The organism is Massilia sp. BAP21, assembly GCF_057801335.1.
Genome location: NZ_CM173596.1, coordinates 3,288,559 through 3,313,821 on the forward strand (window position 1 = coordinate 3,288,559; position 25,263 = coordinate 3,313,821).

25 protein-coding genes are annotated in these 25,263 nt (G+C 65.7%); 9 read left to right on the forward strand and 16 right to left on the reverse strand.

Annotated elements, in window-relative coordinates; translation table 11 throughout:
- Positions 1–194: 194 nt before the first annotated feature.
- From ACWYRN_RS14480 to ACWYRN_RS14515, 8 genes are all read right to left on the reverse strand, one after another.
- On the reverse strand, positions 195–392 hold the full coding sequence (locus tag ACWYRN_RS14480; protein WP_305823520.1) for a hypothetical protein: 198 nt from the start codon (positions 390–392) through the stop codon (positions 195–197).
- A 98-nt stretch (positions 393–490) separates the two neighbouring features.
- Positions 491–2,431 (reverse strand): putative bifunctional diguanylate cyclase/phosphodiesterase, encoded by a 1,941-nt coding sequence (locus ACWYRN_RS14485; RefSeq protein ID WP_488688296.1) that lies wholly within the window; start codon positions 2,429–2,431, stop codon positions 491–493.
- A 185-nt stretch (positions 2,432–2,616) separates the two neighbouring features.
- Entirely contained in the window at positions 2,617–3,354 is a 738-nt protein-coding gene (locus tag ACWYRN_RS14490) for a flagellar brake protein (protein ID WP_488688298.1), read from the reverse strand.
- 252 nt (positions 3,355–3,606) lie between these two features.
- Entirely contained in the window at positions 3,607–3,933 is a 327-nt protein-coding gene (locus ACWYRN_RS14495) for a flagellar protein FliT (RefSeq protein WP_488688299.1), read from the reverse strand.
- 3 nt (positions 3,934–3,936) lie between these two features.
- Entirely contained in the window at positions 3,937–4,380 is a 444-nt protein-coding gene (gene fliS / locus ACWYRN_RS14500) for a flagellar export chaperone FliS (RefSeq protein WP_305823516.1), read from the reverse strand.
- Positions 4,381–4,528: 148 nt separating this feature from the next.
- Positions 4,529–5,947: a flagellar filament capping protein FliD gene (gene fliD / locus ACWYRN_RS14505; protein WP_488688301.1), complete on the reverse strand. Its 1,419-nt coding sequence runs from the start codon at positions 5,945–5,947 to the stop codon at positions 4,529–4,531.
- 59 nt (positions 5,948–6,006) lie between these two features.
- Positions 6,007–6,369, reverse strand: coding sequence for a flagellar protein FlaG (locus ACWYRN_RS14510; RefSeq protein WP_488688303.1), 363 nt, complete (start codon positions 6,367–6,369; stop codon positions 6,007–6,009).
- Positions 6,370–6,445: 76 nt separating this feature from the next.
- Positions 6,446–8,263, reverse strand: coding sequence for a flagellin N-terminal helical domain-containing protein (locus tag ACWYRN_RS14515; RefSeq protein WP_488688305.1), 1,818 nt, complete (start codon positions 8,261–8,263; stop codon positions 6,446–6,448).
- Between the two features lie 255 nt (positions 8,264–8,518).
- Between ACWYRN_RS14515 and ACWYRN_RS14520 the strand changes: the two genes are divergently transcribed.
- Positions 8,519–9,559 (forward strand): glycosyltransferase, encoded by a 1,041-nt coding sequence (locus ACWYRN_RS14520; protein ID WP_488688307.1) that lies wholly within the window; start codon positions 8,519–8,521, stop codon positions 9,557–9,559.
- A gap of 21 nt (positions 9,560–9,580) precedes the next feature.
- Here the strand turns inward: ACWYRN_RS14520 and ACWYRN_RS14525 are convergent, their stop codons facing one another.
- From ACWYRN_RS14525 to ACWYRN_RS14540, 4 genes are all read right to left on the reverse strand, one after another.
- A complete protein-coding gene (locus ACWYRN_RS14525; protein ID WP_488688308.1) occupies positions 9,581–11,173 on the reverse strand; it encodes a GGDEF domain-containing protein in 1,593 nt (530 codons plus the stop codon).
- Between the two features lie 107 nt (positions 11,174–11,280).
- The gene (locus ACWYRN_RS14530) at positions 11,281–11,928 is read right to left on the reverse strand and encodes a response regulator (RefSeq protein ID WP_488688310.1); all 648 of its coding nucleotides are present in this window, start codon (positions 11,926–11,928) and stop codon (positions 11,281–11,283) included.
- Between the two features lie 2 nt (positions 11,929–11,930).
- Positions 11,931–13,397 carry a sensor histidine kinase gene (locus ACWYRN_RS14535; RefSeq protein WP_488688311.1) on the reverse strand — a complete coding sequence of 489 codons (1,467 nt, stop codon included), beginning with the start codon at positions 13,395–13,397 and terminating at the stop codon, positions 11,931–11,933.
- On the reverse strand, positions 13,394–14,023 hold the full coding sequence (locus ACWYRN_RS14540; RefSeq protein ID WP_488688313.1) for a hypothetical protein: 630 nt from the start codon (positions 14,021–14,023) through the stop codon (positions 13,394–13,396). Before ACWYRN_RS14540 ends, ACWYRN_RS14535 begins: the two co-directional genes overlap by 4 nt.
- Positions 14,024–14,082: 59 nt before the next feature.
- On the opposite strand from ACWYRN_RS14540, the gene greB reads away from it, so the two are divergent.
- From greB to ACWYRN_RS14555, 3 genes are read left to right on the forward strand one after another with little or no spacing between them, the layout of a single operon-like run.
- Positions 14,083–14,649, forward strand: coding sequence for a transcription elongation factor GreB (gene greB, locus ACWYRN_RS14545; RefSeq protein ID WP_229438395.1), 567 nt, complete (start codon positions 14,083–14,085; stop codon positions 14,647–14,649).
- Positions 14,650–14,688: 39 nt separating this feature from the next.
- On the forward strand, positions 14,689–15,285 hold the full coding sequence (locus ACWYRN_RS14550; RefSeq protein ID WP_488688315.1) for a biliverdin-producing heme oxygenase: 597 nt from the start codon (positions 14,689–14,691) through the stop codon (positions 15,283–15,285).
- 11 nt (positions 15,286–15,296) lie between these two features.
- Positions 15,297–15,614 (forward strand): hypothetical protein, encoded by a 318-nt coding sequence (locus tag ACWYRN_RS14555; protein ID WP_488688317.1) that lies wholly within the window; start codon positions 15,297–15,299, stop codon positions 15,612–15,614.
- Between the two features lie 218 nt (positions 15,615–15,832).
- On the opposite strand, the gene ACWYRN_RS14560 is transcribed toward ACWYRN_RS14555, so the two are convergent.
- The 4 genes from ACWYRN_RS14560 to ACWYRN_RS14575 all read right to left on the reverse strand — a co-directional run bounded on the left by ACWYRN_RS14560 (position 15,833) and on the right by ACWYRN_RS14575 (position 20,183).
- A complete protein-coding gene (locus ACWYRN_RS14560; RefSeq protein WP_488688319.1) occupies positions 15,833–18,070 on the reverse strand; it encodes a RelA/SpoT family protein in 2,238 nt (745 codons plus the stop codon).
- Between the two features lie 136 nt (positions 18,071–18,206).
- Complete coding sequence (gene rpoZ / locus ACWYRN_RS14565; RefSeq protein WP_005665923.1) at positions 18,207–18,410, reverse strand: DNA-directed RNA polymerase subunit omega; 204 nt, start codon at positions 18,408–18,410, stop codon at positions 18,207–18,209.
- A gap of 52 nt (positions 18,411–18,462) precedes the next feature.
- Positions 18,463–19,107 (reverse strand): guanylate kinase, encoded by a 645-nt coding sequence (gene gmk / locus ACWYRN_RS14570; RefSeq protein ID WP_488688323.1) that lies wholly within the window; start codon positions 19,105–19,107, stop codon positions 18,463–18,465.
- 188 nt (positions 19,108–19,295) lie between these two features.
- On the reverse strand, positions 19,296–20,183 hold the full coding sequence (locus ACWYRN_RS14575; protein WP_229438404.1) for a YicC/YloC family endoribonuclease: 888 nt from the start codon (positions 20,181–20,183) through the stop codon (positions 19,296–19,298).
- Positions 20,184–20,341: 158 nt separating this feature from the next.
- On the opposite strand from ACWYRN_RS14575, the gene ACWYRN_RS14580 reads away from it, so the two are divergent.
- From ACWYRN_RS14580 to hemW, 5 genes are all read left to right on the forward strand, one after another.
- Positions 20,342–21,364 (forward strand): serine/threonine protein kinase, encoded by a 1,023-nt coding sequence (locus ACWYRN_RS14580; protein ID WP_488688324.1) that lies wholly within the window; start codon positions 20,342–20,344, stop codon positions 21,362–21,364.
- Between the two features lie 9 nt (positions 21,365–21,373).
- Positions 21,374–22,309, forward strand: a complete 936-nt coding sequence (locus ACWYRN_RS14585; protein WP_488688325.1) for a PP2C family protein-serine/threonine phosphatase — start codon at positions 21,374–21,376, stop codon at positions 22,307–22,309.
- 13 nt (positions 22,310–22,322) lie between these two features.
- Positions 22,323–23,051, forward strand: a complete 729-nt coding sequence (gene rph, locus ACWYRN_RS14590) for a ribonuclease PH (RefSeq protein ID WP_488688327.1) — start codon at positions 22,323–22,325, stop codon at positions 23,049–23,051.
- Positions 23,052–23,335: 284 nt separating this feature from the next.
- Positions 23,336–23,920 carry an RdgB/HAM1 family non-canonical purine NTP pyrophosphatase gene (rdgB, locus tag ACWYRN_RS14595; RefSeq protein ID WP_488688329.1) on the forward strand — a complete coding sequence of 195 codons (585 nt, stop codon included), beginning with the start codon at positions 23,336–23,338 and terminating at the stop codon, positions 23,918–23,920.
- Positions 23,917–25,158, forward strand: coding sequence for a radical SAM family heme chaperone HemW (hemW, locus tag ACWYRN_RS14600; RefSeq protein ID WP_488688330.1), 1,242 nt, complete (start codon positions 23,917–23,919; stop codon positions 25,156–25,158). The genes rdgB and hemW overlap by 4 nt, the downstream gene beginning before the upstream one ends.
- Positions 25,159–25,263: the final 105 nt, after the last annotated feature.

The window sequence follows — 25,263 nt, forward strand, 5'->3', positions numbered from 1 at the left end:
TACGTCGTTTGTATGCGCGTCGCAGGAATGCCGCGCAGGTGTTGATGCCGCGGCAGGCAGGGCGCAAGAGGCCGCTTGCCATCCATCGGCGACGGTGGTTTCCTTGCTTAACGGCAGGATTTAACGGGACTTGAGTAGCGTGGATGCCGTTTTGTTCGGGGCGCACCGGGCCGGCGCAGCCGTGCAGGGCGGCTTCAGTTGGGGCGCGCCTGCTTGCGCCGTTCGTGGTGGCGGCGGTGCAGGGGCGATTGCAGGGCGCGCGCGAGGATGTCGCGCGGCACTTTGCAGCTGTCGAGATACTGGAAAGCGAAATCGACGCCGCGGATATCGACCAGATACAGGGCGTACTCGGCAGCCAGGGCGGTTTCTTCGTCGATTCTTCGCTGGATCATGAACTTCTCCCTTCCTGCCGCCAACAGGCGCTGGCAGGCACTATGCATCGTTGACACGATCATATGCCGCTGCCATGGGCGCGCACTGCAGGAAGTTGTTAGCAATTGTTTCGGCTGTAGGACGGCATCCGGGAGCCGGATGGCGGTGCTGCATCGCGCGTGGCATGTCGTCGCTTGGCTTGATGCGCAAGGATGAAAGCGGCGGCAGCGTCCGCTTCCAGAGGACGTGCATACAGGAATCCCTGCCCCTGGTCGCAGCCCGCTTCGCGCAGCACCGCGGCCTGGGCCTCGGTTTCCACGCCCTCGGCGATCACGCCCAGGTTCAGGCTGTGCGCCATGGCCGTGATCGCCTGGACAATGGTGCGCGAGTCGCTGCTGTGCTCGATATCGTCGACAAAGGACTTGTCGATTTTCAGTTTGTCGATGGGCAGGCGGCGCAGGTAGCTGAAGCTCGAATAGCCGGTGCCGAAGTCATCGATGCTGAGCGCCACGCCGAGCGACTTGAGCTTGTGCATGATGACCATGCTGTGGCCCGGGTCGGCCATCGACACGCTCTCGGTCAGTTCGAGTTCGAGCAGTTCAGGCGAGAGCCCGGCTGCGGCCAGCTGTTCGCTGACGATGCCGACGATGTCGCTTTGCATGAACTGGCGTGCCGACAAATTCACCGCCAGCGGCGCCGTCGGCACGCCGGCGCTGCGCCAGGCCGCCAGCTGCGCCACCGCGGTCCTGACGATCCATTCGCCGATCGGCGCGATCAGGCCGGTTTCCTCGGCGATCGGCACGAACTCCGCCGGCGACACGACGCCGTGCTCGGGATGGCGCCAGCGCAGCAGCACTTCGAAGCCGGCCAGGGCGCCGCTGTCGAGCGCCATCTTGGGCTGGTACTGCAGGAACAGTTCAGCGCGTTCGAGCGCGCGCCGCAGCTGGCCTTCCAGGGTCAGGCGGCGTCCCAGTTCGCGCCGCTGGGCGGGCTCGAAGCGGACGATCCGTCCTCCGCCCTGGGATTTGGCATGACGCATGGCCGTGACCGCATTGTTGAACAGGGCGTCGGGCTCGGCGCCGTCGCGCGGGTAGCAGGCGACACCGACGCTGCAGGTGATGGAGATATCGGCGCCGGCCGCAAAGGCATGGCTGCTTACTGCCTGCATCAATCCGTCGAGGCGCGCCAGCAGGCGCGTTTCGCCGCCGGGATCGTTGAGCAGCATGACAAACTCGTCGTTGCCCGAGCGCGCCAGCATGTCGCCTTCACGCAGGTGCGCCTGCAGGGTACGTGTCACCGCCACCAGGGTCGCATCGCCCACGGCGTGGCCCAGCACTTCGTTGACCCGCTTGAAGCGGTCCAGGTTGAGGCAGGCCACGACGCCGCCGGCCTGCTCCCCTTCCCATGCCGGGATGCTGTCACCGATGGTGCGCAGCAGGGCCTGGCGGTTGGCCAGGCCGGTCAGGGCGTCATGCGTCAGCAGGTACTTCACCTGCCCGGCCGCGACCGGTACCGGCGCCAGGGCGGCGTTGTGCAGCAACTGTTCGTGCAATTCCTGGGCGGCGCGGGCAAGCTGGCGGTGGTAGATCAGTTCCTCCGCCATGCGCGCCAGCGCATGCAGCTCTTCGAGCTGGCCGGCGTCGAGGGTGCGCGGACGGGTGTCGAGCACGCACAGGGTGCCGAGTTTCGCACGCTCGACCGAATACAGTTGTACGCCGGCGTAGAAGCGGATGTGGGGCTTGCCCACGACGAGGGGGTTGTCGGCGAAGCGTTCGTCGAGCAAGGCGTCCTCGACCACCAGGGCCTGGTCGCTCAGGATCGCATGGCCGCAGAAGGAAACATCGCGCGAGGTCGTCTGGCCGGCAAAGCCACAGCGCGACTTGAACCATTGGGTATCGCTGCCGACCAGGGAGATGAGCGCGGTCGGCATATCGAGCAGCTTGCTGGCCAGGTGGGTGATGCGGTCGAAGGCCACTTCCGGCTCAGAACCGTAGAGTTCCGTGGCATACAGTGCGGCCAGGCGTTTTGCTTCGTCTACCGGGATCTGAGGTCTTTGCATATGTCACAATTCACCGGGGCGGGCGCGTCCGTTATGATGATTTCATTACGCCAGAATACGAATGAAGATGCAATGCGCGCACGGCTGGGAAACGCGATTTCATGCACAGTGAATTGTGAAATCCAGTCGCTCAAGAATGGCCACCGCGGATGGCCTTCGGGCACCATGGCGCCGCCGCCGGGGCTTCAGGCCAGGCCGGCCAGGCGGGCGTTACGGGTGCGTTCGAGGTTCAGGATATAACGCTGCACGGCGGCCATGGCGGCGCGCGACATGTCGAGGAATTCGCAGCCCAGGCGGCGCGTGGCACGGTCCTGGTCGGGCGCCTCGCTGCAGTTGCGTACCTGCAGCGAGGCGGTGACGGTGCCGATCTCCGGCAAGGCGATCTCGCAATCCTGATAGACCTGTCCGATCGCGCTGCCAAGCGCACGCGCGTCGTCGCGCAGCGCGATGCCGCCGCAACTGATGTCGTGCAGTAACACAGCCAGTTTGCCGCCGGCCCGGGGAATGAGGGCATGCAAGGGCTTTGCCGACGGCGCCGGCATGCGGTAGTAGGCGCGCCGCTGCAGGCGGATCAGGCTCTGCGGCAGGGCGGCGCGGAAGGCTGCCGCGCCGTCGACGCGCACCTCGTGCAGGCCGGCGGCGCCGAACAGGATGCGGATGTTATCGAGCGTGGTGTCGCAGATCACCTCGTCGGGGGCCAGCAGCGCGGCGGCCTTGTCCGGGGCGCCCTGGAGCAGCAGCGCGGTGTCATCGGCCTCGAGCAGGCGCAAGGTCGCCAGCGGCGCCGCGGGGGCGGTCGCGTCGAACAGCCGCAGCGGTCTTTCCTGCTCGGCCAGGCGGCGCAGTACGGACAGGATATCGGCGCGCGATGCGAGCGCGAATTCCTGCCAGTGTTCGGGTTGTACGTCGGTGAATGCTTGCATTGCCAATTGCTGATTGCCGGAGCGGCGCGGAGTCGGGAGGCGGGAGCCGCAGAACGTGTGAAAAAATGGCCATGGCGGCGTTGCCTCGTCTCGCCGTACGCTCGTACTGTCTTCGACTCGGCGTCTTGCCCTGACCATTTTTTCACACGCTCGCAGGGAGGCTCCGGCCTATTGCCTTAATTCAATACTTACTTGAGTTCAATATAATATAGGCAAGAGACAGATCCGGCAATCCATCCCGGTCCCGGTTTCTCACACGCCGCCGTAGGCGCGCTGCAGTTTGCGTTCGGTACCGGTATTGCTGATCCGCCTGGACAGTTCCGCCATCCAGGGGCTGACCAGATCGCGGATGGCGCGGTCGTCGGCCAGGATTTTCTGGATCAGGGCGATTTTGCGCCCGCGGCAGGCAGGCGGCAGGGGCGGCGCAGGCGTGCCGCGCAAGACCGCGATGTGGCGGGCGCAGCTCGATTCGAGTACGGTCAGGCGGTCCCAGTCGGCCTCTTGCGCGGCCGCCAGCATCTGTCCGGTGAGCATGCCCACTTCTTCGAACAGCTCGATGATGTGATCGCTGTTCATCATGGCTCAGGCTCCGGCGATGGCAGGGGAACGGTGCGCTCCGGCGCTCCTGGCGGCGTGCGGATCGATCGCTTCCCAGCTTTCCTTGAGTTCGCGCAGCAGACCCTGTACCTCACTGATCGGCGCGGCATGGTTGTGCAGGTTGGCGTCGAGCAGGCGCTCGCCCATGTAGACGTAGAGTGCGTCGAGGTTGGCGGCGATCTCTCCGCCGGCATCCTTGTCCAGGCTGGCGCGCAGGCCGTTATCGATGATGAGCATGCCTTGCGAAATGAACTTGCACTTGGCCGGCACGTCGCCCGTGTTCATCGCGTGCAGGGCCTTGGCCAGGGCCGCCAGGACACCATCGAAGAGCATGACGATCAACTTGTGCGGGCTGGCCGCATTGACGCCGGTTTCCAGGCCGATACTGCCGTATGCGCCGGCGCCGCTGCGGGTGGTCGATCCAAACATGTGATTCCTTCCTTCTCGTGGAGTACGGCACGCGCGGCGATCGATTCGCAACGCGGCCTGAAGAATGCACAGTGTAGGGGAAGGGGCGCGGCCACCATCGCGCCATCAGAGGTGAATTTACCTGCCAATTCGCGCTGCCGGCGCGCGCTCAGCTATTGTTGGCCAGCAGGCTCAACTGTTGCGTGAGGAAGGAACTGGTGGACTGCATGCTGGCAATGGCGGTGTCGAGCGCCGAAAACTGGGCGCGGTAGCGCTTCTCGGTCGCCTCCAGGCGGGTATTGACCGAGTCGCGCTGGTCGCCCAGGTCCTCGATCTGCTTGTTGATGCTGGTGTTCTTGTTGCTGAGTACGCCGACCGGGCTCAGGATCTTACCGAGCAGTACGTCCATCTGGTAGCCATAGCCCTTGGCCGTGGCCGAGGTCGCGAACAGCTTGCTGATGTCCTTGGCCGGATTGGCCGCCGCCGCGCTGAACTTGGTAGCATCGAGCGCCAGCGTGCCGTCTTTCTGGAAGCTGATGCCGGCGTCGGACAGCGTGCCCATGCCGCCGGGCGCGCCCGGAATGCCTGTGCTGAACAGGGCCCGCATCTGGCTCTGCACGCTGCGCATGGTGCTGTCGCCGTTCAGGGCCGCGCCGACGCCCGTGGCCACGTTGTACGCGGTGGCGTCGGTAATCGCCTTGTTGGCGTCGTTGTAGGCCTTGATGAAATTCTCGACCGCGGCCTGGGCACCGCTGCTGTCGCGCGCCAGGCTGATTTTCGTGCTCTTGCCGGGCTCGGCCTTGGCCAAATCGAGGGTCACGCCCTGGATCGCGTCGGCGATCTTGTTGCTTTGCTTGGTGATCGGGACGCTGTCGACCACGATCACTGCGTCCTGGGCCGCCACGATCTGGTTCATGCTGCTGCCGCCCGCGCCGGTGGGGTCGTAGGCGAAGGCGTTCAGCGACGGGTCGCCCGCCGTCACCTTGAGCGCGCTGGCGGTGCCGGTGTCGTTGCTGGTGAAGGTCAGGATGTTCTTGCTGCCGTCGTTGATGATGCTGGCGCTCACGCCCATGTTCGCGTTGTTGATCGCGTCGCGCATGCCGGCCAGCGTATTGTTGCTGCTGGTGATCGTCACGGTCTTGGCGGCCTTGGCGCCATTCGGCGTGAACACCGGCGGCTCGGCGCTGTCGTAGCTGCCGAAGTCGAAGGTCAGGGTGCCGCTGCCGACGATGTCGCTGGTATTCGAAAAGCCGACGCTGGTCTTGAGCTTTTGTGCCTGGGCCAGGCTTTGCACTTCGACGTTGTAGTTGCCGGGCACCGCACCGGCGCCGGGGGCGGCGGCGAGCAGGGTGCTGTCGGCCACGCTTGCCTTGACCGGGGTCAGCTTGTCGGTGGTCGCGATCGCCTTTGCGGCCGTCTGCAGGGCGGCCAGGGCATTCTTGACAGTGCCGAGCGTGGACAGCTTGGCCTGGTAACTGGCTTCCTTGGTATCGAGCGCCTTGAGCGGAGCGCGCTCGACCTCCATCAATTGCTTGACGAGGCTGGTGACATCGAGGCCGGAACCGACTCCCGTGGAAGAGATTGCCATGTAGTTACTCCTGTTGAAAGCGCTGCCGGGCTGACGAAGCCAAGCGGCAACCGGTCATTCTACGCGGTTTCGCGCACCAGCAAACCCTGTAGTTTATCGAGCGCCTTGGAGATTTCCAAAGCTTCAACGGTGGGAATCTGGCGCAAGACCGTATCGGTCTTCGTATCGATCAGCTTGATCACCGGGGTGCCGGTGTCCTCGTCGATGCTGAAACGCAGGTCCTGTGCGCCCGGGCCGATATTGTCCTGGATCTTCTTGACGGCATCGCGCAGCTCGTCCATCGTGGCCGGCTTGCCCGATGCCGCGACCGGCCTGGCGCTGGCGGCCGGCAGGACCGGCTCCGTGTTGTTGTAAATGTGCCGCGTCGGGACTGGTGCGGTGGCGGCGCCGCTGGCGGCCGGGGTGATCGAATCGCTTGCCATGGTGGATCCATTTCGTGACAAAGGCGCGCTGCCTGCCGGGAGCGCGCCTTTGTTGCATCAGTCGGATGTGAGGCGATTAGCCACGCAGCAGGGACAGCACGCCGTTCGGCAGCGAGTTGGCCTGGGCCAGCATCGCGGTACCTGCCTGCTGCAGGATCTGGCCGCGCGTCATCGACGCGGTTTCAGCCGCGAAGTCGGCATCCTGGATGCGGCTGCGCGAGGACGACAGGCTTTCCGACGACGACTGCAGGTTCGACACGACGGCGCTGAAGCGGTTCTGGTAAGCACCCATGTTGGCGCGCGAAGTGTTCACCGACGACAGCGCCTTGTCGATCGTGTCGATCGCCGCCTGCGCGCCGGTGGCGGTGCTGACGTCGACCGAGCTGATGGTGCCGGTCGACTTGGTGTCGGCGGCTTTCAGGCCGGTGTAGGCGGCCAGGCCGGCGTTTGCATTGTTCTCGCCGCCGACCACGATGCCGTTGACGTTCGAGCTGCTCAGGGTGACCGAGCCGGTGAAGGTGCCGGCGGTGATGCCGGTGGCAGCCGCTGCCGTGCCGGTGCCGTCTTCCAGCTTGATGTCGCGGCCGTCGGCGGCGCTCAGCGAGATCTTGCCGGTGACCGAATCGGCCTTCGCCGTCACGCCGGTCTTGTCGCTGACCGCATTGATGGCGGCGGCGGTGTTCGCGCCCTGGCCGGATGCGGTACCGCCGTCGGCGATGGCGCCGACTTCGACGCCGTTGATCTTGAAGGCGCCGGCGGCATAGGCGCCCGCGGTCGGCGCAGTGCCGGCAGTGGAGGTGCCTGCGACGCTGGCGGTCAGGCCGGTGCTGTCGGTGAATGCAGTGACGGCAGCTGCATTGGCGCTCGAGTCGGTCAGCTTCAGTTCGATGGCCTTGCCGTTGGTCGAGGTCAGCTTGACCGCGCCCGTGTCGTCGACCGTGGCCTTGACGCCGGTCTGGTCGCTCACCTTGTTGATCGCATCGGCCACCTTGGTGCCTTTGTCAATGACTGCGGTCGAACCACCGGCAGTCGGCGGATTGGTGGCGCCATTGAATTGCGTGCCGGCTTCGATTTCGCCGATGTTCACGCCATTGATCGAGAAGGTGTTGGCCGCCAGCTTGGTGGCGTCGGTTGCCGCCACGCCGGTCGCGGCGATCGAAGTCGCCACCGTCGCATTCGCGGTCGCGGTCACGCCCGACTGGCCGGCTGCGGCGTTAATGGCCTGGGCCACTGCGTACGCGCTGCTCGAGGACTGGCCGGCCTGGGCGCCGGCGGTCGAGGCGCCGATCTGGGTGCCGTTCAGGGTCAGGTCGCCGGCGGCCAGGGCCTTGGTGGTCAGGCCCGAGGTCAGCGAGGACGAACCGGTGGTGCCGCTGCCGAGCTTGGTGGTCTGCAGGTTGGCGATTTCCTTGATCTGGATGCGGTCGTTGCTGCTGTTGTTGGCGCCGACCTGGAAGCTTTGCGCGCTGAACGAACCGTCGAGCAGGTTCAGGCCGTTGAAGTTGGTCGATTTCGCCACGCGGTCGATTTCTTCCTTCAGCTGGCCGACTTCGGTCTGGATCGCAGCGCGGTCGGTGTCCGAGTTCGAACCGTTCGAGGACTGCACGGCCAGGTCACGCATACGCTGCAGCAGGTCGGTGGCCGAGGCCATGCCGGCTTCGGCGGTCTGGGTCAGCGAGATGCCGTCGTTGGCGTTGCGGGTTGCCTGGTTCAGGCCGTTGATCTGCGAGGTCATGCGGGTCGAGATCGCCATGCCGGCGGCATCGTCCTTGGCGCTGTTGATGCGCAGGCCGGTCGACAGGCGCTGCAGCGAGGTTTCCAGCGAGGTTTTCGACGTCGACAGGTTACGCTGTGCGTTCAACGACGAAATGTTGGTGTTGATCATGCTTGCCATGTTATTTCTCCAAACTCTGTTTTCGAGGGGGGCAACTTGCCACTTCTGCTGGGCTGCCACGCTTTTGAATGACAATCTCACTGCAGTTGAATCAGGTAACGGAAGGGATTCGAAAAAGTTGATACCCAGAACGAACTTTTTTCAAATTTTTTTCGCGGCGCCCCGGCCGGCCCGCAAAAAGGCCGCCGCGCCGGGCCCCGGACGTATAATTATTCAGAGCAGCAAGACAAGATTCCAACCTGAGGGAGCAGAGACATGGGGCAACTGGCATTGGTAGTGATCGCGCGCGACGAGGCCCGGCATATTGCGCGTTGCCTGGAGTCGGCGCGACCTGTCGTCGACACGATGATCGTGCTCGATACCGGTTCCGCCGACGCCACCGCGCGCATCGCCGCCGAACACGGCGCGCGGGTGGAGCAATTCGCCTGGACCGGCGATTTCGCCGCCGCCCGCAATGCGGCGCTGGCCCTGTCGGGTGCGCGCTGGAACCTGGTGCTGGACGCCGACGAGTGGCTGGCCGCCGATGCCGACGGCGCGCGCCTGCTGGCCCAGGCCTGCGCCGGCGAGCCGCTGGTCGGCTTGCTGCCGGTGCGACTGGCCTTCGACCTGGCGGGGCGCACGCTGGCCGCGACCACGTGGCGTGCGCGCCTGCTGCCCGGCGACGTGCGCTATGCCGGCACGGTGAACGAGGCGCCGGTAAGCGCCTTGCCGCGCCAGCGCATCGCGCTGCCGATCCACAACGACGGCATGCGCCAGGCCGGACGCGCCGCCAGGAATGCGCAGCGCGCGCAGCTGGTGGCCGCGGCGCTGGCGGCCGCCCCCGACGATGCCGGCCTGCTCTACCAGGCCGGCAAGCTCGACGAGGCACGCGGCGCGTATGGCGCCGCCGCCGGCCACTACCTGCGTGCGCTGGAGCTGGCGCAGCCGGGCGACGCCTGGCGCCATGACCTGGTGGTGCGGGCGCTGTTTTCCTTGAAGATGGGGAAAGAACATGCATTGGCGGTCCAGTTGGCCGAGCTTGAAATGGCAAACTGGCACGACTCGCCGGACTACCATTTTGTCCTGGGAGACTTGTTGCTCGACCTCGCCCATTGCCAGCCCGAGCGGGCCGACGAGCTGTTGCCGATGATCGAGGCCAGCTGGCTGACGTGCCTGGAACTGGGCGAGCAGCCCGACATGGAGGGCGCGGTCAGCGGCCGCGGCGGCGTGTTGGCCGCCCACAACCTGGCGCTGCTGTACGAGAGCCGCGGCGATGCCGGGCGCGCGGCCCATTACCGCGCACTGGCCGAAGCCTGACCAGGCCGCCGGGCGGCTGGCTCAGTCCGCCACCACCACCCGGTTCTTCCCGCTCTGCTTGGCCTGGTACATCGCCTTGTCCACCCGCGCCAGCAAGGTCGCCTGGTCTTCGTTCGGCAGGCGCAGGGCCACGCCGGCCGAAAAGGTAATCAGCAGCTTCTCGTTATCGTGCAGGAAGAAATGCTTGGTCAGCTCGCGCTGCAGGCGCACCATGGTCTGCACCGCCGATTCCACCGTGGTGTCGGTCATCAGGATCATGAATTCCTCGCCGCCGAAACGGGCGATCACGTCGATCGAGCGCAGCGTGCCTTTCACGACCCTGGCCAGGTGGCGCAGGGCGTTGTCGCCGGCCAGGTGGCCGTAGGTATCGTTCAGCTTCTTGAAGTTGTCGAGGTCGAGCAGGGCCACGCACAGCGGCGAGCCGCGGCGGTCGGCGCGCGCGCTTTCGCGCTCGAACACGTCGTCCAGGCCGCGCCGGTTCAGGGTGCCGGTGAGCTGGTCTTCGCGCACCAGTTCGCTCAGGTGCTGGAGCCTGGCTTCGAGTTCCTTGATGCGTCCTTCGGCTTCCTGCACTTCCTGGTGCGCGGCCAGCATGCGGTCGCGCGAGGCCAGGGCCTCGGCCTGGGCGTTGCGGGTTTCGCGCAGCACTTCGTCGAGCACCTCGTTCAGCTCGCCAATGTCGCCGGCGTGGCGGATCCGTTCGGAGAATCCACCGAGCTTGTCGCTGAAGTCGCCGGTCGAGGCCGCCACCGAGCTGAGGCGGTCGATGAAGGTCATCATCATGTTCTTGACGGTCGACTTCACGTCCGCCAGGCCGTGCTTCAGCTGGCCCTGCTTGTAGATCACGTCCTTCAGGCTGCGCGTGGCGTCTTCCAGCGCGCGCGCGTCGATCGGGCCGGCGATCAGGTCCTGCACGGCGGCGATCTGGCCGCGCATCCAGCTGTCGTCATCGAGCAGCCCGCTGACGTTTTCCAGCAGCAGCTTGAACAGGCGCAGCAGCAGTTCCTGCTGCTCGCCCGAATCACCGCTGTGCAGTTCGATCTGGAAGCAGAGTTCCTTCAGGCGCCCCGCGATTTCCTGCAGCGCCGCTTCGCTGTGCGCGATCTTGACGGCCGCGCCGAGCGATTCGGCCTCGGTCGCCAGCGCCGACTTGGCCGGCAGCAGCGAGGCCAGGGCAAAGGCCAGCGTGCGGCTCAGCAATTCGCGCAGCAGGACCGTGTCGCGGCTTTCCATGCCATAGGTGACGCCGGGCGGAATGCCGCGCCGCAGGTGCTTTTCGACCAGCTGCGACAGGGCGCGCGCATAGGCTTCCCAGTCGCGTCCCTTCACGGCGCGGTTCAGGCGGCGCCCGTATTCGGCCAGCTCGCCCGGCGTATCGGTGATCTGGGTGGCGAACCCGGCCAGCACGTCCTCGGGCGCCGGGCCGGTCAGCGGGATCGCCTGGACCGGCGCCTGGATTGGTGCGGCAACTGGCTTCGGCAGCCCGGCGATCTCGTTGTAGATCTCGGCGTAGGCGTCGGGCGTAGGGGCGATGCGGCGGGTGGCGAGGCGGCGGAAAGCCTCGCGGGCGATCTCGACAGGACTCTGGACAGGCGGGTTGGACGGATTGGACATGTTACAGCGCAAGTATTTTCAAGTTTGGCGTAATGATAAGCAGTTTTTCCTTACGTCATTACGCAAATAGAGGGCAAAAGACCTCTTACTTGACGCTAATGTTTCCTTTATTCCACAAGCTGGTTCCGGATCGCGTAGGTCGTCAGTTCGGCACTGGTTTTCAGCTTCATTTTCGACAACAGGCGCGCGCGGTATTCGCTGACCGTCTTCACCGACAGCGACAGGTCGCGCGCGATCTCGCTCACCGTCTTGCCCGAGGCGATCATGGTCAGGGTCTGGAATTCGCGGTCCGACAGACTGTCGTGGACCGGGGCCTCGTGGTCGCTGCCGACGCTGTTCGCCAGCGCCTGGGCCAGGGCCGCGCTGACATATTTCTGGCCGCCCGCTACCTGGCGGATCGCCTGCACCAGCTCGCGCGGCGCGCTCTGCTTGGTGAGGTAGCCCGCGGCGCCCGCCTTCAGCGCGCGGATCGCATACTGGTCTTCGCGGTGCATCGACAGCATCAGCACCGCCAGGTCCGGTTTGTCGTCCTTGATCTGCTTCAGCACCTCGATGCCGTTGCGGTCGGGCAGGGAGATGTCGAGCAGCATCACGTGCGGCTTTGCGCGGCGAAACAGCTTGACGGCGTCGAGTCCGTTCTCGGCCTCGCCGGCCACGACGATGTCGCGCTGCTCGGCCAGGATCTGCTTCAGGCCTTCGCGCACGATGGCGTGGTCGTCGGCGATGAACACACGGATAGTTGCTTTTTCGGTCATTGTTACGTGTTACTTTCGTTCACATCTCGGGGCGGCGCCAGTGTCAGCCTGATCTTGATGGTCACCATCGTGCCACCTCCCGGCGCCGCCGACAAGCTCAAGGTGCCGCCCAGCGCCCGTGCCCGCTCGCTCATGCCGCGCAGGCCAAAGGAGTGCGGCTTGAGGCGGTCGGCCGGCAGCATGCCGCGCCCGTTGTCGGCAATGACGAGCGTGAGGTGCTGGCGCTGGCGCCGCAGCGTCACCGTCACCCGGGTCGCGCCGGCATGCTTGGCGACGTTCGTCAGCGCTTCCTGGAAGATGCGGAACAGGGCCGCCGCATGGTCGGGGTCGAGCTCGATGTCGCGCTCGGCGCTGCGGAAGATGCAGGCAACGCCGGTCGTCTTCTCGAACTCGCGCGCCTGCCACTCAAGGGCGGCGACGATGCCGAGGTCGAGCGTGGACGGCCGCAGATCGAGCGAAATGCGGTGCACCGCCTCGATGCTGCGGTCGACCAGGCTGTCGAGATACGCCGCCTTTTCCTGCAGCCCCGGGTCTTGCGGCAGGCGCGCGCTCAGCATGGCCAGGGCCATCTTGATGGCGGTGAGGTTGCCGCCCAGGTCGTCGTGGATTTCGCGGGCGATGCGCGCGCGTTCCTGTTCCTTTACCTGCTCGCTGTGCTCGGTCAGCTCGGCCAGCCGCGCGCGCGAATGCAGCACGTCGAGCTGCTCGTTCTTGCTCTCGGTGATGTTGGTCATGATGCCGTCCCACTGCACCGCCCCGTGCGCCGCCGGGTGCGGGGTGGCGCGCAGGTTGATCCACTTGACGTCCTTCCAGGCCTCGATCCAGATGCGGCCTTCCCAGTTCCAGCCCGACAGGCTGATCTTGGAGACCGCCATCGTTTCCAGGTAACCCTTGCGGTCTTCCGGCAGGACCAGGCGCAGGAACAAATCGGGATCGGCCTGCAGCGCCGCCGGCTGTACGCCGAGCAGGGCGGCGCAGCCTTCGCTCAGGTAGGGATACTCGTGGCGGCCGTCGGCGCCGAGCACGAACTGGTAGACCAGGCCCGGGGTGTGGTCGACGATGGCGTTGTAGCGCGCCTGCGACTGGGCCAGGGCGGTGGCGGCGGCCTGCTCGGGCGAGAGGTCGTCGCCGATCGCCAGCAGCAGGTCGCGGCTGTCGCGCTGGATGCGCAGGAAGGTCAGCTTGGCCGGGTACAGGCTGCCGTCGGCGCGGCGCAGGCGCGTGCGCAGGCAGCGCTGCTCGCCGATCTCGTCGCCCAGGCCGGCCAGCAGCCCGTGCAGGGCGGTGCCGTCAAGTTCGGGCGCGACCAGGCTGACGCTGGCGCCGTGCAGGCTGGCGTTGTCATAACCCAGGTTCTGGCGCGCGGCGCCGTTCACGTCGACCAGGGCCAGGCTGGCGGCGTCGATCAGGAACATTTCGGAGGTGGCCGCCTGCATCGGGGCGGCCAGGGTCGGCTCGGCTGTGTTCATGGGCGTTCGGATTCGGTGGATTGGCGGCGCCGGCGCCACAGCGACACGAAGCGCCGGAAGGCGCGCGCGCTGCGCGTGGCGTGGCGGCTGCCGAAGGGCACCGACGGCCGCAGCTGGCGGCGCAACAGGCGCAGGTTGCGGCGCAGGCTGCTGCGCAAGGCAGACACGCCGCGCCGCAGTCGCACATACGTCGGGCTGGCGCGCAGGCGGGCGATGACGTGATCTTTGAACATGATGAAGCGATTGTGCCGCCGCGCAAACCAGACCAGCGCCAGCAAGGAAGGCAGCGTGAGCACGTACAGGCGCGCCACCACCACCGCGCCGCCCAGCTTGGCCGCGACGAAGGTGGCCACGCCCCACATCGGGTGGCCATGGGCGATCGCCAGCAGGGCCAGCAGCTTGACCGGCAACAGCAGCAGGCCTGGCAGCGCAAACACCAGCAGGGCCGGGTAGGGCGGCAGGCGCCGCACTGCGTTTTCCAGCCAGGCCAGCGGCGGCCAGTCGGCGATGCCGCTGGCGAAGCGGCTGCCGGCGCGCCACAGCCATTCTTCCAGCACGAGCAGCAGCGCCGCAAGCGTCAGCAGCGGTGCGAGCAGCGGGTGGCGGGCGGATGGCGTCGGCTTCATCCCTGCGATGATAAAGCAATCCGGCGGCGCTTCCGGCCCCATATCCTTATAATAAGCTTATGAATAAGGCATTCGTAAAAGAGAGCGACAACGACGACGATGACGACGCCGTCGCACTGGCGCAGGCGATTCCGCCTGGCGCCAAGAACTACATCACGCCCGCCGGCTACAAGGCCATCAAGGACGAGCTGCTGCAGCTGATCGACGTCGACCGGCCGGAAGTGGTGCGCGTGGTGCACTGGGCCGCCTCGAACGGCGACCGTTCGGAAAACGGCGACTACATCTACGGCAAGCGGCGCCTGCGCGAAATCGACCGCCGCATCCGCTTCCTCACCAAGCGCATGGATTCGGCCTTCGTGGTCGATCCGAGTGTCCATTATGGAAACGATCAAGTGTTTTTTGGCGCGACTGTTTCCTATTCGAATACAGCCGGCGAAGAGCATACGGTGACCATCGTCGGCGTCGACGAGCTCGACCCGCTGCGCGGGCGCATCAGCTGGGTGTCGCCGGTGGCGCGCGCGCTGACCAAGGCGCGCGAGGGCGATATCGTCACCCTGCAAACGCCGCAGGGCGTGGAGGAACTGGAAATCCTCAGCGTCGAGTATCCGGAGCCGATCGCCGACTGATCCGCGCCCGAATCGGGCATGGCTGGTAAGATGCGGGCCATGAACCGACCTCACGACCCCGCACGCGAGTCCGACGTCCTGGCCGCGCTGCGGCAAGGGACAAACGACCGCCACGAACGCCTCGACAGTGGCTTGCCCCTGTCGAAACCCGATGCCACCCTGGCCGACTATGCCTATCACCTGCAACTGCTGCGCGCCTGGCTGGCGCCGATGCAGCCGTGGCTGGCCGGCTTCCACGACGGCCCGCAAGGCGCCGGCGGCTTGCCGGCAGCGCCGCACCTGTTCCTGATCGAAGCCGACCTGGCCGAGCCGTCGCTGGCCGGTTTGGTTGCGCCGGACTTCCCGTTGCAGTCAAGCTGGCCCGATGAAGCCAGCGCCGCCTACCGCTGGGGCGTGGCGTATGTCGTCGAAGGCTCGCAGCTGGGCGGCGCCGTGCTGTATAAACGCCTGGCCGGGCAACTCGCGCCGCACCCGCTGCGCTACCTGCGCGGTTCGGGCGAAGCAGGCCCGGGCCCGCGCTGGCGCGCCTTCATGCTGGCGCTGCGCGCCGAAGTGCGGGGCGAAGAAGAAGTCGCCGACGCCTGCGCGGGCGCCTGCGATGCCTTCGACCGTATCCTGGCGCTGGGCAGGGTCTGACAGGCAGCGCGATGGCAGGCGCACGCTTCCTCTGGCTGGCGCTGCTGTTGCCGTTCAGCGGCAACGCCTGGGCGCTGTGCGCGGGCGGCCACCCGAACCTGACGCTGGCCCAGGAGATGCGCGAGGCGCGCTTCGTCGTGATCGCGCGGCCGCAGACATTCATGCATGTGCAGGACCTGGCCGAGGACCCCGACGGCTACGTCGCCACCCGCGTGCGTTTGAAGGTCGACGAAGTCCTGTACGGGAAGGCGCCGGCCGAAGTAACGCCACTGGCGAGGAATCGCGCCACGCTGCGGCAAGTGCGCGGCATTGCTGCCGGCCGGCGGTGATGCGTAGGGTGGTCGGCTCTATTCGGCGGCGTGCGGACACGCGGCTGTTGCGCCGCCCACGCGTTCAACCGGCCTCCGCTCAGCCGCGCATCTGTTCCGGCGTGGATTGCACGCGTGGACGGCGCGATCGCCGGAAGATGTTCATCCGAGCGGGTGGAGCCGTCCACCCTACGAAAACAGCCCACCGAGGTGGGCTGTTCGTTTGTATCGATTGAAACTCAGGCCCGCTCGCGCTCGACCCGGTTGACCCCCGCCACCCGCCGCAAATTGCGGATCAGGTGCGCCAGGTGCACCCGGTCCTTCACCTGGATGGTGAAGCGCAGCTGCGTCATCATGTTTTCGTCGTCCTCATCCATGCCGACATAGGTGATGTTGCCGTCCGACTCGCCGATCTCGGCCGCCACGCGCGCCAGAATCCCCTTTTCGTTGTTGATCAACAAACGGATGCGGCAGTCGAAGCGGCGGTTCAGCTCCTCGCCCCACTGCACGGCAATCCAGCGGTCCGGCTCCTTGGCGCGCAGGCGCTTGGCCGGCAGGCAGTCGGCGGTGTGCACCACCAGGCCCTGGTCGCGCCGCAATTGGCCGACGATGCCGTCGCCCGGGATCGGCAGGCAGCATGGCGCCAACTGCACCGACACGCCTTCGCTGCCGTAGATCGTCACCGGGTCGATCTCGCCCGACAGCGGCGTGGAAGACGGCAGGGTGTCGTCGCCGCCATCCATCAGGCCGAAGATGTGGCGCGCCACCAGCGCCGGCATGCGCTTGCCGATGCCGATGTCGGCGTACAGCTCGTCCATCGACTTGGCCGAGGATTCGGCCAGCACGCGCTCGATGGTCGAGGCTGGCAATTCGCCGGTGACGCCGCGCGCAGCCAGCGCCTGGGCCAGCAGGTCCTGGCCGAGTTCCACCGATTCGTTGACGTTGATGGTGCGCAGGTGGTGGCGGATCGCCGAGCGCGCCTTGCCAGTGCGCACATAGCTGAGCCAGGTTGGGCTCGGGCGCGAATCCGGGTCGGTGACGATCTCCACGATGTCGCCGTTGTGCAGCTCGGTGCGCAGCGGCTGGGTTTCGTTGTTGATCTTCACCGCCACGCAATGGTCGCCGATGCCGGTGTGGATCGAATACGCGAAGTCGAGCGCCGTGGCGCCGCGCGGCAGGGCGATGATCTTCGACTTTGGCGTGAACACGTACACCGAATCCGGGAACAAATCGACCTTCACGTGTTCCAGGAACTCGGCCGAGTCGCCGGTCTGCTGCTGGATGTCGAGCAGGGACTGCAGCCAGGCGTGGGTACGCTGCTGCAGGTCCGACATGTTCTGGTCACCGGTTTTATACAGCCAGTGCGCCGCCACGCCGCTTTCCGCGGTGCGGTGCATGTCCTGGGTGCGGATCTGGAATTCGACCGGGGTGCCGTAGGGGCCGATCAGGGTGGTATGCAGCGACTGGTAGCCGTTGATCTTGCGGATCGCGATGTAATCCTTGAACTTGCCAGGCATCGGCTTGTACAGCCCGTGCAGGGTGCCGAGCGCCACGTAACAGTTGGGGATGTTGTCGACCACGACGCGGAAACCATACACGTCGAGCACCTGGGAGAACGACAGGTGCTTGTTGCGCATCTTTTTATAGATGCCGAACAGGGTCTTTTCGCGCCCATACACCTCGGCCTGGATGCCGGCCATGGCCAGGGTCTGCTTCACCGACTCCAGGATCTTTTTCACCACCTCGCGCCGGTTGCCGCGCGCCGCCTTCACCGCCTTGGTGAGCGTGCGGTAGCGCAGCGGGTACAGGTGCGAGAAGGCCAGGTCCTGCAGCTCGCGGTAGATGTTGTTCAGGCCGAGGCGGTGCGCGATCGGCACGTACACTTCCATCGTCTCGCCGGCGATGCGGCGCTTCTTGGCCGGCACCATCACGCCAAGGGTGCGCATGTTGTGCAGCCGGTCGGCCAGTTTGATGAGGATGACGCGCACGTCCGAGGCCATGGCCAGCAGCATCTTGCGGAAGTTTTCCGCCTGCGCTTCCACCAGGCTCTGGAACTCGATCTTTTCCAGCTTCGACAGGCCGTCGACCAGGTTGGCGACCGGTGCGCCGAAGCGTTCGATCAGCTCTTCCTTCTTGACATCCTGGTCTTCGATCACGTCGTGCAGCAGGGCGGCCATGATGGCTTGCGCATCGAGCTTCCACTCGGCGCAGATCTCGGCCACCGCGATCGGGTGCGAGATGTAGGGTTCGCCGGACTTGCGTACCTGGCCAAGGTGCATCTCGTCGGAGAAGCGGTAGGCTTCGCGGACTTTCTTCAGTTCGGCCGGGGTGAGGTAGTCGGACAGTTTGTCGATCAGCTGGGTGACCGAGGCTACGCCGGGGGCAGGCGCCTCGGCAGTGTCGTGCGGCTTGCCGGAGCGCCTGGCGCGGGCAGGAGGATTGCCAGAATGGGTCGTATCTGGGGGAAACAGGTTCATACGTTATGTCGATCAGCCGCAGTGTAGGGACAGAATAACAGAATTACGGACTGCCGAATGTGACGAACCCGCGGTGGGGGCCGCGGGTTCGTCGGGTGTCACTACCAGTCTGTGACTGGAAATCACATCGCGAAAATTACATCGGCACTTTCTTCAGCATTTCCAGGCCAACTTTACCGGCGGCGATTTCGCGCAGGGCGACGACGGTCGGCTTGTCCTTGGCTTCGACTTTCGGGGTGTGGCCCTGGAGCAGCTGGCGTGCGCGGTAGGTCGCGGCCAGGGTCAGCTGGAAGCGGTTCGGGACGTTTTTCAGGCAATCTTCGATGGTGATGCGGGCCATGGTGGTAACTCCAGAATAGATGGAAGCAGCGGCGCGGGCGACGCTGGAAAAATTACGGTTGTTGCAGTACGTGGATACCCAGCTGGGCAAACAGCGAGGCGTTGCGGGCGGCCTGTTGGGCGAAGCGGCAACGTGTCGCCTGGACAATCGCCTGTAGTTGGGCCAAGGCGACGTTGAACTCTTCGTTGATGATAGCATATTCGAACTCGGGAGCGTGAGCGATCTCGCCCCCGGCCGCCAGCAAACGGCGCGTGATGATGTGCGGTTCGTCGGTGCCGCGCTTGTGCAGGCGCTCTTCCAGGGCCGCGATCGACGGCGGCAGGATGAAGATGCCGGCAGCATCCGGGAACTGCTTCTTCACCTGGCGCGCACCCTGCCAGTCGATTTCCAGCAGGATATCGGTACCGGACTTCATTTTTTCTTCCACGCTCAGGCGGCTGGTGCCGTAGAAGTTGCCGTGCACCTCGGCCCATTCCAGGAATTCGCCGCGGTCGGCGCGGCGCTCGAAATCCTCGGCGGTGGTGAAGTGGTAGTGCACGCCGTCTTCCTCGCCTACGCGCGGCGCGCGCGTGGTGGTCGAGATCGAGAGCTGGATGTCCGGTTCCTGCTTGAGCAGCGCGTTGACCAGGGTCGATTTGCCGGCGCCGGACGGGGCGGCGACGACGAACAGGCTGCCGGAGAAGGCGGTGGTGAGCATGGTGTGTTCCTTTGATTCGTGTGTTCTTGGTGGCGGCTTCGCCGAAGCCGCGATTGTGCATCATATAGCTGAACGCGTGGACGGCAAAGCCGTCCACCCTACGAATTGATCTTACCCGTAGGGTGGACGGGTTCCCCGTCCACGCGTTCAAACGGTGTGGGCAAGCCACACCATCATTCAGATTGTACTTACTCGAGGTTCTGCACCTGCTCGCGCATCTGCTCGATCAGCAGCTTCAGCTCCATCGACGCATCCGCCAGCTCCTTCACCGAGGCCTTGGCGCCCAGCGTATTCGCTTCGCGGTTCAGTTCCTGCATCATGAAGTCGAGGCGCTTGCCGACCTGGCCGCCCTTTTTCAGGATGTGCCGGGTCTCGTTCAGGTGCGCCGACAGGCGCGACAGTTCTTCCGATACGTCGATGCGGATGCCGTACAGGGTCACTTCCTGGCGGATGCGCTCGAACACTTCCTGGCGGCTCAGCACCGACGGATTGCCGTGGCCGGCCAGGCCCAGGGCGTCCTGCATGCGCTCGACCGCCTTCTGCTGGAACTGAGAAATGACCTGCGGGATCAGCGGAGTGATGCGCTTGACGATGGCTTCCATCGCCTCGATGCGCGAGATCAGCATCGCTTCCAGCGCCGCGCCTTCGCGCCGGCGGCTGTCGACAAAAGCCGCGATGGTGCGGGCGGTGAGGGCGGCGACGTCGGCCTGGAGCGACTCCTGGCCCACGTGCGATTCCTCGACCACGCCCGGCCAGCGCAGCAGCTCGGCCACCGTCATCGGCTGGGCCTGGGCGAAGTGACGGCTCACTTCACCTTGTAGGCGCGCCAGGTCGGCCAGCAGTTCGTGGTTCAGGGCCTGGGTGCCGCCCGCTGCCTTGCGCCCGAAGGACAGGCGCGCCTCGACCTTGCCGCGCGTGATGGCGGCCATGATCGCGGCGCGCAGGTCCGGTTCAAGCGCACGCAGCTCGTCGTTGATGCGGAACTGAAGATCGAGGAAGCGCGAATTGACGCTCTTGATTTCGATCGTGAGGGTGCCGGCAGCGCCTTCGCTGGTGGCAACCGCATAGCCAGTCATGCTTGAAATGCTCAATGGAGTCCCCGTTTTCACGGCGCCCGGCTACCGGCAAACGACGCGCGCGATGTGCGCGTATTTACCTTGCCCGACGCTCATTATTCTTTACAAGACCGACATTTATCCACACAATCGCCGTGTTATGCAAGGAACTCTTCAGTATGGCCGCACAAAATAACGCACCCTTGCCGGATGGGCTGGAGATTGCCGGATATCGCATTGTAAAGAAAATCGCGTCTGGCGGGTTCAGTATTGTCTATCTTGCATATGATGCCGAGGGCAGCGCGGTCGCCATCAAGGAGTACCTGCCGAGCGCGCTCGCGCTGCGCCAGCCGGGCGAGCTGGCGCCGACCATCCCGAAGCCGAACGCACCGTTGTTTCGCATCGGCCTGAAATGCTTTTTCGAGGAAGGGCGGGCGCTGGCGCGCATCGTCCACCCGAACGTGGTGCGCATCCTGAACTTCTTCCGCGCCAACGAGACCGTGTACATGGTGATGGCCTACGAATCCGGCCATTCGCTGCAGGAACACATCGCGCGCGTGGTGGGCAAGGGCAGCCGCCTGAAGGAAAGCTTCATCCGCAAGGTCTTCAAGGGCGTGTGCCAGGGCCTGCGTGAAGTGCACGCCAACAAACTGCTGCACCTCGACCTGAAGCCGGCCAACATCTACCTGCGCAGCGACTGCTCGCCGATCCTGCTCGACTTCGGCGCCGCGCGCCAGGCGATCAACAAGGACCTGATGGCGCTGGCGCCGATGTACACGCCGGGCTTCGCCCCGCCCGAGCTGTACGTGAAGGGTTCGGCGCTGGGGCCGTGGTCGGACATCTACAGCATCGGCGCCGCGCTGTTTTCCTGCATGAGCGGCGGGCCGCCCCAGGCCGCCGACGCGCGCCGGCAGGAAGACAAGATGGGGCCGCGCTTCGACTACCTGGCCACCATCTATTCGCCGGAACTGGCCGGCGTGGTGCGCGCCTGCCTGTCGCTCGACCCGATGGCGCGCCCGCGCAGCGTGTTCGAAGTGCAGAAGGTGCTGCAGACGGCGCCGGCGCTGCTTGAGGAGACCGCGCCCGCATCCGCTTCGGCTTCGGACCCTGCGGCTTCCGTGGCCGCCGGCCCGGGCGGTTTGCGCGGCCTGTTCGGCCGCCTCGGCGCCTTCGGCCGTGCAAAGAACGGCAGCAACGATTAAGGAACCCCGATGCAGTTTTCCGTCTACCAGCAAAGCCACATCGGCGCCCGCCGCGTCAACCAGGACCGCATGGGCTACTGCTTCACGCGCGACGCGCTGCTGCTGGTGCTGGCCGACGGCATGGGCGGCCACCTGCACGGCGAGATCGCCGCGACCATCGCCATGCAGACCCTGTCGATGATGTTCCAGATGCAGGCGCGTCCCACCATCAAGAAGCCCGAGCGCTTCCTGGAGGAGGCGATCACCCAGGCCCACCGCGACATCCACGCCTACGCCGCGCGCCATAACCTGGCCGACACCCCGCGCACCACGGTCGTGGCCTGCCTGGTGCAGCACAACTGCGCGCTGTGGGTCCACTGCGGCGACTCGCGCCTGTACTGGGTGCGCGGCAACCGGGTGCTGGCCTGCACGCGCGACCACTCGCACCTCGAATACCTGATCGACAAGGGCAAGGCCAGCCCGGCGGACCGCGCCGGCCACCCGGACCGCAACAAGCTCTATAACTGCCTGGGCGCCCAGACCCCGCCGCGCGTCGACATCGCGCAGCAGGTCGGTTTGCAGACCGGCGACGTGCTGCTGCTCTGCTCCGACGGCTTGTGGTCGTCGGTACCGGATGCGGAGATCGTCGGCAAGCTGGCCACCCGCAGCGTGGTGCAGGCGGTGCCGGAACTGGTTGCCAGCGCGGTGGCGCGGGGCGGCCCGCGCTGCGACAACACGACGGCCCTGGCGATCGCCTGGCAGGGCATGGACAACGCCGACGCCCACCTGCCGAACGTGGTCTCGACCCAGATGCTGCCCGAGGACCAGGTCAGCAGCACCATCGGCAGCGTCGACGCCGTGGTGGGCACAACTTCGGACCTCGACCCCTTCGATGAAGACGCCATCGAAAAGGCGATTGCCGAGATCAACCAGGCCATCGAGAAGTCGTCCCACCTCCTCAAATAAACCAGGGTTTGCCATGACATTCATCCGCACGGGCGGCCGCGCCGTCGACCAGCTGCGCAGCATCCGCATCACACGCCACTACACGAAACACGCCGAAGGCTCGGTGCTGATCGAATGCGGCGACACCAAGGTGATCTGCACCGCCAGCATCGAAGACAAGGTGCCGGGCTTCCTGAAAGGGAAGGGCCAGGGCTGGCTGACCGCCGAATACGGCATGCTGCCGCGCTCGACCCACTCGCGCATGGACCGCGAAGCCGCGCGCGGCAAGCAGTCCAGCCGCACCCAGGAAATCCAGCGCCTGATCGGCCGCTCGCTGCGCGCCGCCTTCGACCTGGAAGCCTTTGGCGAACGCACCCTGCACCTGGACTGCGACGTGATCCAGGCCGATGGCGGCACGCGAACGGCGTCGATCACCGGCGCGATGGTGGCGGCCCATGATGCGTTCTCGACGCTGGTGGAACGCGGCGTGCTGACCGCGGTGCCGGTGAAGCATTTCGTGGCCGCGATCTCGGTCGGCGTGGTGCAGGGCACGCCGGTGCTGGACCTCGATTACGTGGAGGATTCGGGCTGCGATACCGACATGAACGTGGTGATGACGGAGGAGGGGCACTTCATCGAGGTGCAGGGGACGGCCGAAGGGGCGGCGTTCGACCGGGCGGGGATGAACCGCCTGCTGGACCTGGCGCAGGCCGGCATTGCCGATCTGGTGACGATGCAAAAGCAGTCGCTGGGCATCCTCTAGCCCGCGGCCGAAATTGTACGGTGGGCACCCCGTGCCCACGCGGTTACGTGCTTTTCCTTGCACCTGCTGCGGCGATGGTTCGCTCCGCGGCGTTGACTATGGACGACATGCCAACAATGCGCTTTTGGATGCCGTGCCATATGCGCCGTTTTCCGATTAAACCCGCGTTAACAATGATCATCGTTCCGCGTGGGCACGGAGTGCCCACCGTACGGTCGCCGTCGCCGCTCATTCACCGCAAGCGGTAAAATACCGCCTTCGCTCCATCCCGCCCGCAAACCACCATGACCCAACGCCTGATCCTCGCCTCGAACAACGCCGGCAAACTGAAGGAATTCCAGCAAATCCTCGGCCCGATCGGTTTCACCCTGCACCCGCAAGGCGAATTCAACGTCCCCGAGGCGGAAGAGCCGTTCGCCACCTTCGTCGAAAACGCCTTGACTAAGGCGCGCCACGCCGCGCGCCTGACCGGCCTGCCGGCCCTGGCCGACGACTCCGGCGTCTGCGTCAACGCCCTTGGCGGCGCCCCCGGCGTGTACTCGGCGCGCTTTGCCGGCGAACCGAAATCCGACGCCCGCAACAACGAAAAACTGGTGGCCGACTTAGCGCAACACGAAGACAAATCGGCCTATTACTACTGCGTGCTGGTCTACGTGCGCCACGCCGACGACCCGCAGCCGATCATCGCCGACGGCCGCTGGGACGGCGAGATCATCGCCACCCCGCGCGGCGACAATGGCTTCGGCTACGACCCGCACTTCCTGATCCCGGCGCTGGGCAAGACCACGGCCGAACTCACGCCCGCCGAGAAAAACGCACAATCGCACCGCGGCCAGGCCCTGCGCGCACTGGTAGAGAAACTGAAATGATCCCGATCAAAGTCGCCGGCGTGAACGTTGGCGAAGCACGTTCGCCGGCACAGGCGGCCCTGCAATACCTGCAGCCCGGCTCCCTGAACCTGACGGCCCTGCCGCCACTGTCGCTCTACATCCACTTCCCCTGGTGCGTGCGCAAGTGCCCTTACTGCGACTTCAATTCGCACGAGGCCAAGGGCGAATTGCCCGAAAAGGAATACCTGGACGCGCTGCGCCTCGACCTGGAACAATCGCTGCCGCTGATCTGGGGCCGCCGCATCCACACGGTCTTCATCGGCGGCGGCACGCCGAGCCTGATGTCGGCCGCCGGCCTGGACCGGCTGATGTCGGACCTGCGCACGCTGCTGCCGCTGGAGCTCGACGCCGAGATCACGATGGAAGCCAATCCCGGCACCTTCGAAGTCGAAAAATTCCGCCAGTACCGCGAGAGCGGCATCAACCGCCTGTCGATCGGCATCCAGAGTTTCAACGGTGAGCACCTGAAGGCCCTGGGACGCATCCACGACGAGCGCGAAGCGCTGCGCGCGGTGGAGATCGCGCACAACACCTTCGATAACTTCAACCTCGATCTGATGTACGCGCTGCCCTCGCAGACCCTGGAGCAGGCGCGCCACGATTTGCAGACCGCGCTGTCGTTCGCGCCGCCGCACCTGTCGCTGTACCACCTGACGATGGAGCCGAACACGGTCTTCGCCAAGTACCCGCCCAGCCTGCCGGACGACGACGCCAGCGCCGACATGCAGGACATGATCGCCGAGACCATGCCGGCCGCCGGCTACGAGCACTACGAGGTGTCGGCCTATGCCCAACCGGGCCGGCGCGCACGCCACAACCTGAATTACTGGAACTTCGGCGACTACCTCGGCATCGGCGCCGGGGCCCACTCGAAACTGTCGTTCCCGCACCGCATCCTGCGCCAGGCACGCTACAAGCAGCCCGGCTCTTTCATGGAAGCGGCCAAGCGCGGCAACCCGGTGCAGGAAGAACACGAGATCGCCCGCGCCGACATGGGCTTCGAGTTCATGCTCAATACCCTGCGCCTGACCGAAGGCTTCGACCCGAACCTGTTCGGCGAACGCACCGGCATGAGCATCACCGCGATCTCCAAAGCCCTGGATGCCGCCGAGGCAAAAGGGCTATTGACCCGCGACTTCAAGCTCATCAAACCTACCGAGCTGGGTCAGCGCTTCCTCAACGACCTGCAGGAAATGTTCCTCGGCGAGACGAAATAACGGACATCGGTGGATGCGGTGGATACAACCGCGAACGTCGGGATACGGCCACGAACATCGATTGGCGTAGGGTGGGTTCTCGAACCCACCAATCCGAACGGCCGC

Bases quoted from the DNA above. Each gene is read 5' to 3' on its own strand.
- ACWYRN_RS14480 (WP_305823520.1), bottom strand. From the start codon at position 392: ATGATCCAGCGAAGAATCGACGAAGAAACCGCCCTGGCTGCCGAGTAC.
- ACWYRN_RS14485 (WP_488688296.1), bottom strand. From the start codon at position 2,431: ATGCAAAGACCTCAGATCCCGGTAGACGAAGCAAAACGCCTGGCCGCA.
- ACWYRN_RS14490 (WP_488688298.1), bottom strand. From the start codon at position 3,354: ATGCAAGCATTCACCGACGTACAACCCGAACACTGGCAGGAATTCGCG.
- ACWYRN_RS14495 (WP_488688299.1), bottom strand. From the start codon at position 3,933: ATGATGAACAGCGATCACATCATCGAGCTGTTCGAAGAAGTGGGCATG.
- fliS (WP_305823516.1), bottom strand. From the start codon at position 4,380: ATGTTTGGATCGACCACCCGCAGCGGCGCCGGCGCATACGGCAGTATC.
- fliD (WP_488688301.1), bottom strand. From the start codon at position 5,947: ATGGCAATCTCTTCCACGGGAGTCGGTTCCGGCCTCGATGTCACCAGC.
- ACWYRN_RS14510 (WP_488688303.1), bottom strand. From the start codon at position 6,369: ATGGCAAGCGATTCGATCACCCCGGCCGCCAGCGGCGCCGCCACCGCA.
- ACWYRN_RS14515 (WP_488688305.1), bottom strand. From the start codon at position 8,263: ATGGCAAGCATGATCAACACCAACATTTCGTCGTTGAACGCACAGCGT.
- ACWYRN_RS14520 (WP_488688307.1), top strand. From the start codon at position 8,519: ATGGGGCAACTGGCATTGGTAGTGATCGCGCGCGACGAGGCCCGGCAT.
- ACWYRN_RS14525 (WP_488688308.1), bottom strand. From the start codon at position 11,173: ATGTCCAATCCGTCCAACCCGCCTGTCCAGAGTCCTGTCGAGATCGCC.
- ACWYRN_RS14530 (WP_488688310.1), bottom strand. From the start codon at position 11,928: ATGACCGAAAAAGCAACTATCCGTGTGTTCATCGCCGACGACCACGCC.
- ACWYRN_RS14535 (WP_488688311.1), bottom strand. From the start codon at position 13,397: ATGAACACAGCCGAGCCGACCCTGGCCGCCCCGATGCAGGCGGCCACC.
- ACWYRN_RS14540 (WP_488688313.1), bottom strand. From the start codon at position 14,023: ATGAAGCCGACGCCATCCGCCCGCCACCCGCTGCTCGCACCGCTGCTG.
- greB (WP_229438395.1), top strand. From the start codon at position 14,083: ATGAATAAGGCATTCGTAAAAGAGAGCGACAACGACGACGATGACGAC.
- ACWYRN_RS14550 (WP_488688315.1), top strand. From the start codon at position 14,689: ATGAACCGACCTCACGACCCCGCACGCGAGTCCGACGTCCTGGCCGCG.
- ACWYRN_RS14555 (WP_488688317.1), top strand. From the start codon at position 15,297: ATGGCAGGCGCACGCTTCCTCTGGCTGGCGCTGCTGTTGCCGTTCAGC.
- ACWYRN_RS14560 (WP_488688319.1), bottom strand. From the start codon at position 18,070: ATGAACCTGTTTCCCCCAGATACGACCCATTCTGGCAATCCTCCTGCC.
- rpoZ (WP_005665923.1), bottom strand. From the start codon at position 18,410: ATGGCCCGCATCACCATCGAAGATTGCCTGAAAAACGTCCCGAACCGC.
- gmk (WP_488688323.1), bottom strand. From the start codon at position 19,107: ATGCTCACCACCGCCTTCTCCGGCAGCCTGTTCGTCGTCGCCGCCCCG.
- ACWYRN_RS14575 (WP_229438404.1), bottom strand. From the start codon at position 20,183: ATGACTGGCTATGCGGTTGCCACCAGCGAAGGCGCTGCCGGCACCCTC.
- ACWYRN_RS14580 (WP_488688324.1), top strand. From the start codon at position 20,342: ATGGCCGCACAAAATAACGCACCCTTGCCGGATGGGCTGGAGATTGCC.
- ACWYRN_RS14585 (WP_488688325.1), top strand. From the start codon at position 21,374: ATGCAGTTTTCCGTCTACCAGCAAAGCCACATCGGCGCCCGCCGCGTC.
- rph (WP_488688327.1), top strand. From the start codon at position 22,323: ATGACATTCATCCGCACGGGCGGCCGCGCCGTCGACCAGCTGCGCAGC.
- rdgB (WP_488688329.1), top strand. From the start codon at position 23,336: ATGACCCAACGCCTGATCCTCGCCTCGAACAACGCCGGCAAACTGAAG.
- hemW (WP_488688330.1), top strand. From the start codon at position 23,917: ATGATCCCGATCAAAGTCGCCGGCGTGAACGTTGGCGAAGCACGTTCG.